The sequence below is a fragment of the Plantactinospora alkalitolerans genome, assembly GCF_015690345.1.
Classification (GTDB): Bacteria; Actinomycetota; Actinomycetes; order Mycobacteriales; family Micromonosporaceae; genus Plantactinospora; species Plantactinospora alkalitolerans.
This window is the reverse complement of sequence record NZ_JADPUN010000144.1, coordinates 64,854-77,115: the sequence shown is the minus strand read 5'-3', so window position 1 is coordinate 77,115 and position 12,262 is coordinate 64,854. Positions and strand designations below refer to the sequence as shown.

General features: G+C 69.7%; 15 protein-coding genes. 5 read left to right on the top strand and 10 right to left on the bottom strand.

Going from position 1 to position 12,262, the window contains the following annotated elements; translation table 11 throughout:
* Nucleotides 1-46: 46 nt before the first annotated feature.
* The 4 genes from I0C86_RS14120 to I0C86_RS14105 all read right to left on the bottom strand — a co-directional run bounded on the left by I0C86_RS14120 (nt 47) and on the right by I0C86_RS14105 (nt 4,030).
* On the bottom strand, nt 47-1,576 hold the full coding sequence (locus I0C86_RS14120) for a flotillin family protein (RefSeq protein ID WP_196201657.1): 1,530 nt from the start codon (nt 1,574-1,576) through the stop codon (nt 47-49).
* 67 nt (nt 1,577-1,643) lie between these two features.
* Nucleotides 1,644-2,156, bottom strand: coding sequence for a hypothetical protein (locus I0C86_RS14115; protein ID WP_323373632.1), 513 nt, complete (start codon nt 2,154-2,156; stop codon nt 1,644-1,646).
* A gap of 192 nt (nt 2,157-2,348) precedes the next feature.
* Nucleotides 2,349-3,509 carry a hypothetical protein gene (locus tag I0C86_RS14110; protein ID WP_196201680.1) on the bottom strand — a complete coding sequence of 387 codons (1,161 nt, stop codon included), beginning with the start codon at nt 3,507-3,509 and terminating at the stop codon, nt 2,349-2,351.
* Nucleotides 3,506-4,030, bottom strand: coding sequence for a SigE family RNA polymerase sigma factor (locus I0C86_RS14105; RefSeq protein ID WP_196201660.1), 525 nt, complete (start codon nt 4,028-4,030; stop codon nt 3,506-3,508). Before I0C86_RS14105 ends, I0C86_RS14110 begins: the two co-directional genes overlap by 4 nt.
* A 152-nt stretch (nt 4,031-4,182) precedes the next feature.
* Here I0C86_RS14105 and I0C86_RS14100 point away from each other — a divergent pair, with 152 nt between their 5' ends.
* The gene (locus I0C86_RS14100) at nt 4,183-5,178 is read left to right on the top strand and encodes a phosphotransferase family protein (protein ID WP_196201661.1); all 996 of its coding nucleotides are present in this window, start codon (nt 4,183-4,185) and stop codon (nt 5,176-5,178) included.
* Between the two features lie 59 nt (nt 5,179-5,237).
* On the opposite strand, the gene I0C86_RS14095 is transcribed toward I0C86_RS14100, so the two are convergent.
* Both I0C86_RS14095 and I0C86_RS14090 read right to left on the bottom strand, forming a co-directional pair.
* The gene (locus I0C86_RS14095; RefSeq protein WP_196201662.1) at nt 5,238-6,053 is read right to left on the bottom strand and encodes an alpha/beta fold hydrolase; all 816 of its coding nucleotides are present in this window, start codon (nt 6,051-6,053) and stop codon (nt 5,238-5,240) included.
* A 135-nt stretch (nt 6,054-6,188) separates the two neighbouring features.
* Nucleotides 6,189-6,860, bottom strand: a complete 672-nt coding sequence (locus I0C86_RS14090) for a DUF4097 family beta strand repeat-containing protein (protein WP_323373633.1) — start codon at nt 6,858-6,860, stop codon at nt 6,189-6,191.
* Nucleotides 6,861-7,082: 222 nt separating this feature from the next.
* Here I0C86_RS14090 and I0C86_RS14085 point away from each other — a divergent pair, with 222 nt between their 5' ends.
* Nucleotides 7,083-7,829, top strand: coding sequence for a helix-turn-helix domain-containing protein (locus I0C86_RS14085; protein WP_196201663.1), 747 nt, complete (start codon nt 7,083-7,085; stop codon nt 7,827-7,829).
* An 80-nt stretch (nt 7,830-7,909) separates the two neighbouring features.
* Complete coding sequence (locus I0C86_RS14080; RefSeq protein WP_196201664.1) at nt 7,910-8,659, top strand: VOC family protein; 750 nt, start codon at nt 7,910-7,912, stop codon at nt 8,657-8,659.
* Here the strand turns inward: I0C86_RS14080 and I0C86_RS14075 are convergent, their stop codons facing one another.
* The 3 genes from I0C86_RS14075 to I0C86_RS14065 are packed head-to-tail and all read right to left on the bottom strand — an operon-like array spanning nt 8,660 to nt 10,197.
* Complete coding sequence (locus I0C86_RS14075) at nt 8,660-9,100, bottom strand: hypothetical protein (RefSeq protein ID WP_196201665.1); 441 nt, start codon at nt 9,098-9,100, stop codon at nt 8,660-8,662.
* A complete protein-coding gene (locus I0C86_RS14070; RefSeq protein ID WP_196201666.1) occupies nt 9,097-9,336 on the bottom strand; it encodes a DUF397 domain-containing protein in 240 nt (79 codons plus the stop codon). Before I0C86_RS14070 ends, I0C86_RS14075 begins: the two co-directional genes overlap by 4 nt.
* A gap of 6 nt (nt 9,337-9,342) precedes the next feature.
* Nucleotides 9,343-10,197 (bottom strand): helix-turn-helix domain-containing protein, encoded by an 855-nt coding sequence (locus tag I0C86_RS14065; RefSeq protein WP_196201667.1) that lies wholly within the window; start codon nt 10,195-10,197, stop codon nt 9,343-9,345.
* A gap of 487 nt (nt 10,198-10,684) precedes the next feature.
* On the opposite strand from I0C86_RS14065, the gene I0C86_RS14060 reads away from it, so the two are divergent.
* Entirely contained in the window at nt 10,685-10,993 is a 309-nt protein-coding gene (locus I0C86_RS14060) for a hypothetical protein (protein WP_196201668.1), read from the top strand.
* Nucleotides 10,993-11,319: a hypothetical protein gene (locus tag I0C86_RS43360; RefSeq protein ID WP_230394130.1), complete on the top strand. Its 327-nt coding sequence runs from the start codon at nt 10,993-10,995 to the stop codon at nt 11,317-11,319. The genes I0C86_RS14060 and I0C86_RS43360 overlap by 1 nt, the downstream gene beginning before the upstream one ends.
* 45 nt (nt 11,320-11,364) lie before the next feature.
* On the opposite strand, the gene I0C86_RS14050 is transcribed toward I0C86_RS43360, so the two are convergent.
* Nucleotides 11,365-12,261: a hypothetical protein gene (locus tag I0C86_RS14050; protein WP_196201669.1), complete on the bottom strand. Its 897-nt coding sequence runs from the start codon at nt 12,259-12,261 to the stop codon at nt 11,365-11,367.
* Nucleotide 12,262 lies beyond the last annotated feature (1 nt).

Below are 12,262 nucleotides of genomic sequence, written 5' to 3'. Positions count from 1 at the left end.
GGACTACGAATCCGGTACCAGGCCGCCGCAGAGGTCGGAAGGGCGGTCAGTTCTTCGGTTCGACCGACTTGCCGCCGTTGGTCAGCGTGCCGTCGACGACCTGCTCGTCGCCGATCCGCGCCGCGCCGAGCCGGGCGAGCCGGCCGGTGAGGTCGACACCGGTCAGGTCGCTGCCGAGCTGCAGGCCCTGGGCGACGTTGGACGCGACCGACTTGGTCAGCGACGAGGCGCCGTCGGTGGAGATCACCGTGATCTTGTCGATCGCGCTCACCGGTGCGCTCGCCGCCTCGACCACCTTCGGCAGTACCTTGACCAGCAGGTCGAGCACGGCCGCCTCGCCGTACGTCGCGAACGCCTCGGCCTTGCGGGACATCGCCTCGGCCTCGGCCTGACCCTTGGCCAGGATCGCCGCGGCCTCGGCCTGACCCTCCCGCTCGACGGCGTCGGCGATGGCGGTACGACGCCGCTGCTCCGCCTCACCCTCCTTGGCACCCTCGATCGCGTTGGCCTCGGCCAGCGCCGCCCGGCGGGCCCGCTCGCCCTCACCGGTCAGCCGGGACTGCTCGGCGACGGCCTGGGCGGCGGCGATGGTCGACTGCCGCTGGGCGTCGGCGTGCAGCACCGCCGCGTTGCGGGCCGCCTCGGCCTCCTGCTCCACCTTGTACCGCGCGGCGTCCGCCGGCTTGCGGACCTCCGTGTCGAGCTGCCGCTGCTTGAGTTCGGCGTTGCGCTCGGCGACCTTCTGCTGCTCGGAGAGGATCGCCTGGTCCCGCTCGGCCTGCGCGAGCGGGCCGGCGGCGGCCGACTTGGCCTTCGCCGCGTCGATCTCGGCCTGGATGCCGGCCTGCTTCAACGCCAGGTTCCGGTTCGCCTCGGCGATGGCCTCCTCGGCCAGCAGCCGCTCCGTCTCGGCCCCCTGGCGGGCCCGCGCCTCGGCGATGGCCGCGTCCTTGAGGACCCGGGCCGCCTCCGGCCGACCCAGGTCCTGGAGGTAGGAGCCCTCGGCCAGGATGTCCTGTAGCTGGAAGGTGTCGAGCACCAGACCCTGGTTGGTCATGGAGTGCTCGGCCTCCTCGGCGACCGCGCTGGCGAACGCCGCCCGGTCCCGGATGATCTCCTCGACGGTCAGCCGGCCGACGATCGAGCGCAGCGCACCGGCCAGCACCTCGCGGGTGAAACTCTCGATCTCGTTCTGCTGGTGCAGGAACCGCTGCGCGGCGGCCCGGATCGCGTCCTCGGTCCCGCCGACCTTGACGATCGCGACGCCGTGCAGTTCGGCCCGGATGCCCTGCTTGCTGACGGCGCCCTTGATGCTGACGTCGATGCGCCGGCTGGACAGGTCGAGCGACTGCAACTTCTGCACCACCGGCAGCACGAAGACCGACGCCCCGAGCACGACCTTCTGCCCCGACATGTCGGTGGACCGGGTGCCGTCGGCCGTCTGCGTGGTACGCCCCTTGCGGCCGGTGACGATGAACGCCTCGTTCGGACCGGCGACCTTGATCCGGGACAGCACGAACATGATGAGGATGAGAACGAAGAGCACTGCTCCGCCGATGGCGACGAGAATCAGCATGACACCGTCCATTTCGGATCTGGGGTGGGCGTGGTGACGGAGGTGGAACGGCGGGGACCGGTAGGGGTCAGTAGGTCTCGACCAGGACGCTGGTCTCGCTCAACGCCTCGACGACGAAGATCTGGGCGCCGATCGCGATCGGGCGCTCCGCCTTGGCGTTGAGCTTCACCGGCTGGCCGCCGACGCGTACCCGCACCTCGCCGTAGCCGCCGTTCGGGATGGGGCTGACCACCACCCCCAGCGACCCGACCAGGTCGTTGCGGGTGGGGGTGGCGTCGGTGTGCATGTTGCGGGCGGCCCGGGACAGCCTCGTCGCGAGCCAGCCGGCGGGCACCGCCGCCAACGCGCCGATCCCACCGGCCGCGGCGAGCTGACCGAAGCTACGGGCGTCCAGCAGTTCACAGGCGATGGCCCCGCCGAAGCCGAGAACGGCGGCGAATCCGGCGATCGCCTCCAGGCTGACGGGACCGTCGATGTCCGGGTTGCCGATGTGGGCGAGTTCCGTGCCGAGCAGGGCGAGCAGGAGCAGCGCAACGCCGGAAGCGCCGATGATGAGGAAGATCAGAGTCCCCGTTGCCACGACCTGAAAGGTAGCTGACAGTGGCAACTCCACGAGGGAAGCTCGGACGCCGGCCGGTGGGTAGCGGATCGGGGCCTGGTCACCGCACACCCACCCCGGCCGGACGTCCGTGCGACAGTAACCGCTCGCGATACCGAATGGGTAGAAAACTTAAAGGTCCGACGGTGTACGTACCGGATCGTTACGTGCCAATCACCGTGGTGCGACCAGGATGTCGGTTCCCGCGAGTTCCCCCGGCAGGACGGCCCGATCGACCTCGGTGCCCTTGGGATCGACCAGCACCGCCACGACATCGCGCGAACTTCCGGGGTTGAGAACCCGGTCCAGATAGAGCAGCCGGTCGCTGCTGATCCAGGTGACGTCGGCCGACGGCATCTCGTCTACGACCGTCCCCTTGGCGACAACGACGAGCTGCGCCGACTTCTGCCCCTTGACCACCACCATACGACCGTCCGGGGACCAGGCCGACGGTCCGGAGACGTCGCCTCGGACGGGCACGAACCGGGTGGGCGTGCCGTCGAGGGCGGAGAAGAGTTGCAACCCTCGCCGTAGGTGCGGTGCGGACTCCGAGCGGGGAGCGGTCGGATCGGTCATCGGCAACACCACCTCCTTGCCGTTCGGCCCCCAGGTGAAGCGGCACAGGTCCGTGCACATGTACTTGTCGGACCGCACCGGATACCTGTGGAACGAGTCGTCGGCGACGGTCAGCACACCGAACGAGAAGGTCCCGGTGTCCTTCTCCATCAGGGTCATCAACAGCCTGGTGCCGTCCGTCGACCACTGTGGAGTGAGGATCTGGTCGCCGGTTCGGATCCACCGGACCCTGCCGGTGGGGATGTCGAGCAGTCCGGTCTCGTCGGGCCGGCTTTCCTGACGTACCGCCGCCAGCCTGCCCCGTGGCGCGGCCCAGACCGAGGAGAAGTCCTTGGCGGTGTCGACGTAGCGGCCACGGGCGCGGTCGTACGCCCAGTTGCTGACCGGGCTGCCGGTGGTGGTCGCACCGACCACGATCCATCCGCCGGGCAGCTCCAGCGGAGCCGCCTCCCAGTTCCGCCACTGCGTCGACTCAGGCACCGGGCTCGCGGTCGGGACCGGATCGGCGGTGACGGTAGCCGCCGGCTGGCCGCCGATCGGGTACGCCGGAGGTTCCGGGTCGGGCCGCAGCAGGACGTACGGCGCCGCGATCGCCGCGACGGCGACGAACGCGGCGGCGACCGCGCCCGCCTGACGGCGTCGGCGAATTCGCCGACCCCGGCTCACCGCGACCGTAACCAGGTCCGGCGGCTGGTGCGGGTCGCCCGCCAGATCGTGTACGGCCCCACGCAGCAGCCCCTCCGCGCTGTTCCTGTTCATCGGACCGCCTCCTCCCGGTCGGTCAGCTCGGCGAACTCCGGCACCAACTCGCGCAGCTTCGTCAACGCCCGCGACGCCTGGCTCGCCACCGTGCCCGGCCGGCAACCCAGCGCGGTTGCGGTCTGCTCCACCGTCTGGTCCTCCAGATATCGGAGCACCAGTACGGCCCGTTGCCGGGGCGGCAGCATCAGCAACGCGTCCCGGAGCATCATCCGGACCGCCGTCTCGTGGTCGTGCTGGGTGCCGGCGGCCGGTGGCTCCGGCACCTCGGCGTGTGGCACCTCCGGGCGCCGACCGCGTCGCCGCCAGGCCGAGACCTGGTCGTGGTAGAGGATCTGCCGGACGTACGGCTCGGCGTCGCCCCGGATCCGTGGCCACCGGGCGTACGCCTTGGCGAGGGCGCTCTGGAGCAGGTCTTCGGCGGCGTACCGGTCACCGGCGAGCGCCTGGGCGACGCGCAACAGCACATCGCCCCGTTCATGGACAAACGCGGTGAACTCCCGCTCGGACGTCCCACCCACACCACACCTCCCCACCAACAGACGCCACAGCCCGCGCAAAGTTTGCCTCAGGTGTAAGGAAGGGCCCCCGCTTATCGTTTGCTGTAGAGGAAGGGCCCCTTCTTAACACCTCGGGCTTAACACCTCGGGGTCGTGCGAGCGGAGGGAGCGGGATGCGTCGGGAGTTCGCCGACCAGGAGCGGTTGGCGGCCGTCGTACGGGCCGGATTCGGCTCCAGCCGGCGGATCGACACCGTGGCACGCCTGCGGGGCGGTACGAAGAAGGGCGTCTACCGGCTGACCCTCGACGACCGGTCAACGGTGGTCGCCTACGTCTGGAGCCCCGAGGAGAACTTCTGGCCGGCGGGGCGCCGCACCGACGTCGACCCGCTCGATGACCCGTTCTCGGACGCCTCGGGCATCGAGTTGTTCGAAGCCGCCAGGACCGCGCTCTCCGCCGCCGGGGTGCGTACCCCGGAAGTGGTGTTGCTCGACCGGAGCCGGACCTGGTACCCGGCGGACGTCGCGTTGGTCGAGGATCTTCCGGGGCCGAACCTGGAACAGCGGCTGGCGGCCGAGCCGATGACCGCCGCACGTACGGTCGCCCGGCTGGGCGAGGTCCTCGCCGCAATGCACCAGCAGCGGGAAACCCGGCTCGGCAAGGTCGGCGCCGTCGCACGGCTTTCCGATCCGGCGCCCGAACAGCGTTCACCGGTACGGCTGGTGCTGGACCGGGCGTTGTCCGATCTCGCCGAGGCGGCCGGCCGCGACGAGCGCATCGCACGCGACCGGGACCGACTGACCGGGATCGCTCAGCAGTTGGCGGGAACGATCGCTCCGCGCCCGACGTACGGGTTGATCCACGGTGAACTCGGACCCGATCACGTACTGGTGGACGGCGACGGGGAACCGGTGCTCATCGACATCGAGGGCACGATGTTCTTCGACGTCGAGTGGGAGCACGTGTTCCTGCGGATGCGCTTCGGCGAGCACTACGGCCTGCTCCACCCCGCCGACGAACTCGACGAGCGGCGGATGCGGTTCTACCAGCTCGCCCAGCACCTGTCGCTGATCGCCGGCCCGCTGCGCCTGCTCGACGGCGACTTTCCCGACAGCGCCTTCATGCTGGAGATCGCGGCGCACCACACCGAACGCGCGCTGAGGATGTAAGGAAGGGCCCCTTCTTATCGTTTTCTGTAGAAGAAGGGCCCCCTCCTAACACCTCACCCTCAGTGCGCGCCGCGGTCGAGCGCGGCGACGTCGCGTACGGCCTTGGCGATGGCCGGGAAGTCCTTCTTCAGGATCGCGTCGTGGTTGCTGCCGACCTTCGCGCTGATTCTGATGTTCGGGTTGCGGGCGGCCACCGCGTCGAGGCTGGCGCGGATGCGTTCCTGCTCGTCGCCCTTGCTTCCGAGGGACGTCCCCGACGCGACCACGTACCGCGCCGGGACGGTGATGTTGTCCAGCACGGGGCCCAACTCGCGCTCGCGGGCGAGCATGCCGAGCTCGATGTTGCTGTTCGCCATCTGTTCGGCATTCATCCGTGGGGTCAGGCCCGTCGGGCGCAGCAGCGGCATGAACCAGTTCATCCGCTTGAACGTCTTCCGGATCCGCTGCTCCATGGCCTCGTCGAGCCAGTCGTACGGCTGCGCGCCGTCGACCAGGACCGCGCCCACGGTACGGTCCGGATTCCGGCTGGCCCAGTGGGCCGCGACGAACGCTCCGTAGGACCAGCCCACCACCAGTGCCCGGTCCACCCCCCTGGCGGCGAGAACGGCATCGACATCCCGGACGGCGGCCTCGAAGGAATAGTCCGTCGAGCGCTTGGATTTGCCGCGAGCACGCTCGTCGTAGGTGATGTGCCGCCACCCCGTCCCCAGCTCAGCGATGACCCGCCGCCAGTACCCCTGGGTGGCGAACTGGCCGTTGAGGTAGACCACGGGGGTACCGGGACCGCCGGTGTCGGTGAGAGCCAGGGCCGTGTCGTCAACCGGCACCATGCCGGTCCACGTCGAATCGGTCGGGGACATGCTTTTCCTCGTCATGTGGTCCTCCTGGTCGGGGGGTGGCCGCCGCGAGCGGGCCGGCGACCACCAGCACGTGAGACGTTCTGTACGACTTCTCCAGGCGCCGCACGTGGAGCGCCGGCCCCTGGGCCTGACTCGCTGTCGTCCGGTTCTCTACAGGCTGCGGGCGGTGATGTCGCCGTAGTCGGTGGTCGCCTGGATGTTCAGGCCGGCCGCGGCGCCTTCGGTGTTCATCAGCGTGTTGTGGATCCGGCCGTGGCTGGTGCCGGCGTCCAGGGAGGCGGAGACTCCGTGGGCCGCGCCGACCGTCACGTCGCCCATCTGGGTACGCAGGACGACCGTGCCGGAGGCGGCCTCGGTGATGTTGATGTTGCCCTTCTGGGTACTGATCTCCGCGGGGCCGGTAAGGCGGCCGATCGCGACGTCACCGTAGGCGGTCATGCGTACGCTCGCGGCCTCGTCGATCTTGACCGCACCGTACGCGCCCTCGCAGGCGACGTCGCCGAGCCGTCCGACGCCCCGGAACTCGGCGGCGGCCGCCTTCACGTCGATTCCGGAACCGGTGGGCAGTTGGACGGTCACCTCGATGGATCCGGACGCGCCGAGGATCTGGCTCTTCCCGTCCGGTGTCTTGATCCGCAGGACGCCGTCGCTGAACTCGACCTTGGTCTGCTCGGCCGCCTTCACGTCGCGGCCCTTGCCAGCGTCGGCCGGCAGGACCTCGACGGTGGTGTCGGCCCGATCGGCGGCGATGACCTGGATGCGGCCGGCGGGGATCTCCAGGACGGCGGAGATCGTGGTGGGGGTGTCGAACTTCTGCATCATGTTCTCCTCGTGTGCTCATTGTTTCTGACATGAGAAACGCTACGTTGCGTTCGAGGATTCAGCAACGACATCGTTGCGCCCAACTGCTAGTTATGCAGGTCAAGCTAAGGTTTTCGTTGCAACGAGCATGGAGCTAACGCAATGACCAAGGGTTTGCCCGTTGCATTGGCTGTGGGTGAACGCTACGCTGGCGGCACCAGGAAAGCGCGAAGGGAGTTCTCGGTGCCGGGAGGCAGACTCATCCAGCAGGAACGTCAGCAGATCGCGCTGGGACTGGCCGACGGCCTTGCCTACGCGGAGATCGCCCGACGTCTCGACCGCCCCACCTCGACGATCACGCGTGAGGTGATGCGCAACGGGGGCCCCACCGCCTACCGCGCCGACCTGGCCCACCGCGCCACCGAACGCCGCGCCCACCGGCGCAGGCACAGCGCGCCCCGAGGGCAGGGGGCGCCGACCCACGGCCGGGGGCGCGACGACGAGGCCATGCGCGAGTACGAGGAGGCGTTCACCACCCTCCTGATGCAACAGGGCCTGCCCAAGATGATGGCTCGGGTGCTGACCTGCCTCTTCACCGCCGACGCGGGCAGCCTCACCGCGTCCGAACTCGTCCAGCACCTCCAGGTCAGCCCGGCGTCCGTCTCCAAGGCGATCGCGTTCCTCGAAGTTCAGGGCCTCATCCGCCGGGAACGCGACGAACGCCGTCGCGAGCGCTACTTCGTCGACGACGACGTCTGGTACCAGTCGACGATCGCCAGCGCCCGTGGCATCGCCCAGGTCGCCGAGATCGCGCGGCAGGGAGTGACCGTCCTCGGCCGCGACAGTCCGGCCGCCACCCGTCTGGAGAACATCGCCCGGTTCAGCGGCTTCATCAGCGACAGCATCCTCCGGGCCGCGGAACAGGCGCGCGAGGTCCTCTACACGAAGTCCGAAGCAAGCTCGGGTGGCACCGCCGCGCCAGGTGCGTAACCTCCGGCAACCCGCTCAGAACCGACCGTCGACGCCGGTGTCGCGTGGCGGTTTGGCCTCAGGGTCGGCAGGATCGGGGCATGACCTCCGAACCGTACCTGCGGGCGATCGGCTCACTGCGGGCCGTGACGCTGGACGCCCCGGACATCGACCTCCTGGCCACGTTCTACGAGCAGCTCGCCGGTTGGCGGCGCGAGCCCCACGGCGCCGACGACGACTGGATCGCGCTCAACTCCGGTGACGGCTGGCGGATCGGCCTGCAACAGGCCACCGACCACATAGCGCCGCACTGGCCGGACCAGGACCGTCCGCAGCAGGCCCACCTCGACTTCCGGGTACCGGACATCGATGCGGCGGCGGAACACGCCCAGCAGCTCGGCGCCACCCTGCTTCGCCGCAACGAACGGTGGCACACGCTGGCCGACCCGGCCGGCCACCCGTTCGACCTGTGCGTCAACCCGGACGATCCGCGAACCACCCTGATGGCCGTCATGCTCGACTGCCCCGACGCGAAGGCGTTGAGCCACTTCTACGCGGAGCTGCTCGGCAAGCCCGTGACGTACGAGGCGGACGGGATCGCCATGATCGGCGAGGACGGCGCGCAGCCGGTGATGTTCCAGCAGGTGGAGCAGTACACCGCGCCACGCTGGCCGGATCCGGCGTACCCGCAGCAGATCCACCTCGACGTGATCGTCCAGGACGTGGACGTGGACGCGGCGGAGCGGGCCGCTCTCGACATCGGTGCCACCCGACTGGACGGCGCCGGCCCGGACTGGCGCGTCTACGCCGATCCGGCCGGCAAGCCGTTCTGTCTGATCTGGACGGTCTGATCAGGGCTGCTCTGCCAGCTCCGATGCGTAGGTGTCCGTCGCATCGATATCGACTACCGCCTGCCGGGCAGCAGACTGGTCGCCTCGCTCGCGGAGCAGGCGCACGAGCATGTACAGGGCGTACCTGTCTCCGTGCCGGGCGCGGTGCCGCAGGTCGCCGTCGCGGTCCTGCTCGTAGAGGAACCGATCCAGCCGGCGTCGCGCGTGGACGTCCGTTGTACCCCGCGCGGCCAGCTCTTCGAGCCGACCCGCCCTCGCGAGCAGGTCCATGTGCCGCAGATGCGCGTCGTGCCGCAGATAGTCGTGGCTGTAGCACTCCGCGAACTCGCTGACCGCCGAGATTTCGGCATCCCACTCCCCGATCCCCTCCGCCGTGCGCGCGGCGTCCCCGCCAGCCACGCGGTCGGCGCCGCGATCGCCGGAGGGCCGGGTCGCGCTCAAGCGGTCGGCGTGAGGCCGTCGTGCTTGAGCGCGGTGAGGAAGCTGGTCCAGCCGGGGCCAGCATAGACGAGTACGGCGCCATCGCGGTCCTTGCTGTCCCGGACGGCGACCCGACCACTGCCGTCCAGCACCGGCCCGGCCTCCACACAGTTTCCGTCGCCGTTGCCGCTTCTGCTGCTGACGTTCCAGGCCACCTCGGACAGCGCGACGGCCCGCGCTGCGTCGTGTTGCGCCATGTTTGCTCACTCCAGACGCGCTTCCATATCGGCTAGGAACGCGAGTGTGGCCTTCTCCTGCAGTGCCACGCCGCGCAACCGATCGTACTTCTGGAGCAGCGCCTCGGCCTTGTCACCTTCCACCACGAGAGTTCCGGCGGGGGTGGAGATGCAGCCCGCGAACGGGTAAGGCGGACGCATCCGGAACACGTCGAAGGCACCATTCGGGCTGGCATGCGCGCCCGCGTCAGCGGGCAGAACCAGGATCTCGACGTGTCGATGGCGGGCGACTTCGCGTAGGTGGGCGAGCTGCGCCAGCATCACCTCAGGGCCGCCGACCAGCCGCCGCAGGGCGCCCTCTTCGATGATGGCGCATAGCCGGACCGGATCATCCCCGTCCAGCCGCTGCTGTCGGGTCATCCGCAGCTCGACGAAGCGGGCGATCTGCTCTTCACCCACGTCGACGTGCGCTGCGCGGATGAGCGCCTCCGCGTAGTCGCGGGTCTGCAAGAGGCCGGGCAGCACGCCGACCTGGAACGAGTAGATCTCGGCCGCCCGGCTCTCCAGCCAGATCCAGTCGATCAGCGAGGCGGCGACGTCGGAACTGAAGCCGTCCCACCAGCCCTTCTGCCACGCGTCCTCGGACATCGTCTTGAGGTCGTCGCGACGCTTCCGGTCGTCGACTCCGCAGATGTCGAGGTACGCCAGCACCTCGGGCACCCGAGCCGGGAGCATGCCGGACTCGATACGGCTGACCGTCGACGGGTTGCGCTTGACGAAGTCGCCGACCTCCTTGAGCGTCAGCTTCGCCGTCTCACGCATCTCACGGAGTTGCTGGCCAAGCCACTGCGCCCGCAGCGTGAAGGCCTGCTCGTTCGGCATGACGAACTCCCTCGATCCTGATTAGACCGACAATCAGCATGACGCAAGAAAAGCGTCGATGCAAGATTGCACAATGAGCAATTGCTGTGCATGCTGTCTGTGTGACTGTCGTCACCTGAGGTGATCGGCGGGAGTGGAAGATCCGGATCGGGGTGGTCGGTTTGGCAGCCAGTGCCCACCCCGATCCGGCAACGAGTCGAGAGGGAGCAATCGCGATGGACCACGTCCCGGGGAACGACTCCCCGTCTGTGTACCACGCGTCCGTCGACGACGGTGTTCACGCCACCCGGTGTGGCGTACCCCGTCCGGCCTGGCTCCCGATCGGCCCGGACCCGGTGCCGCGCTGACCCGAACGGCGCGGCATCGGCACCAGCCGGGTGGGCACCCGGTCGCCGACGGCACGGCCCGCTGAACCCGTACTTCCTTCCCCCGAGGGAGTGGCGGGCTGCTGCGGCCGGGTGCCCACCCTCGTCGCGGAGGGCAGCCGATGACCATCTACCAGTCCAGGACGACCTACCAGTCCAGGACGAGCGCCGACGCCGACGCCGAGGCGGCACACGCGACGCTCGCCGCGCACGTACCCGATCGGGACAGCGGAATCTGTCCGGCCTGCCGGACCAGCGGGCCGTGCCCGCCCGCGAACGCGGCGGCCAATCGGCTGGTCGACCTGGGTCTGCCGGTGTTGGCGCCGATCCCGGCGCGGCGGGTGCCGGCGATGCTGGTCCGGATCACGCCACTACTTACCTATGCCTGGCAGCGCCGACTCGGACTGTTGCCGACCACCGGAGGCGGCTGATGAGGTTGCCGTTCGACCCGGATGATCCACCCGCCGAGCCGCCGCCGGGCTGCCCGCTGCCGACGATCTGGCGATTGGCGTACGCCCTGCACGAGCGACACCGGCCGGCGGACGACGGAATCTGCGCCTGTGGCGTCCGCTACCCGTGCGCGAGCCGGCGGGCGAGCCTTCGGGCGTTCCTCGAAGCCTGTGGCGTGCCGGTCCGGGTGCCGCCCAGCGACCTGTTCGATCTCTGGCACGGAATCCTCCTGGTCGATCCGGCCACCCGTCCAGACGGACCGTCCGCGTCCCCGCACGGCGCCGGGCCGCAGAACCTGGATGGATAGCCTGCGGGTCAGGTTCGCTGTGGCCGCCGAGAGCCCTCTCCCCGCTCAGCCCGCCCGGAGCCGTCCGGCGCGTTTCAGGGTCAGTACGGCACCCACTGTCGCGTAGCCGCGCCATTCCAGCGTCGCGGCCGGCGAGCTGCTGGCGAAGTCGACCGTCCAGCCCCCGTCGTCCTGCTGCTGTGTGGCCAGCCTGTCCAGCTCGGCGTCGATCACGCCGTCACCCAGCAGCGCACTCGCCGGGCTACCGGGCACCGGCGCGAAACTGAGCGCCCGCATCGTCTCGCCTTCGCTGCCGCCCTGGACCGGAACGAGTCCGGTGTCCGGCACGAACTGGGCGAGTCGCGCCAGTAGCGGCGCCGCCGCCGGATACCGCTCGTACGCGGTGTCCAGGAAGCGGACCGCGAACGCCAACGCGATCGCGTGTGGCGCCGAGTCCAGCGCCCCGATGGCATCGAAGCAGTACTGGGTGGCGCGGGCCAGCCAGGGGTGCGCCGTGACGGCGGGGTCGTGTGCGGCGACCCGTAGTGCGGCCCCTGCCGCAAAGGCGGTGCTCTGCAGCGCCGAGACGGTGTGGTCGGCCTCGGCCCAGAAAGGCGCGCAGGCGCTGGCGTCGACTACCGGCAGTGCGAACGGCAGGCCGCCGTCGGGCAGCGTCACCGAGTCCAACCAGTCGCACAACTCGATCGCGCGCGACGTGGTCGCGGGTGCGATGTCCTCGAAGACCTCGAAGGCATGCAACGCGCCACCGGGCTGACTCTCCGGCGCGCGCAGGTCGGGTTCGAGTCCCCAGCCGTAACCGCCGTCACCATTTCGGTAGCCATCCAGCGCGGCGAGCACGGCGTCCGGCTTCGTTTCTCCCAGGAGCAACTCGAAGCGGCGTCGGTCGAGCAGCCGGCCATGGCCGGCGAGGAAGGATGCGGCACGCGACAGGTCAACGCTCATG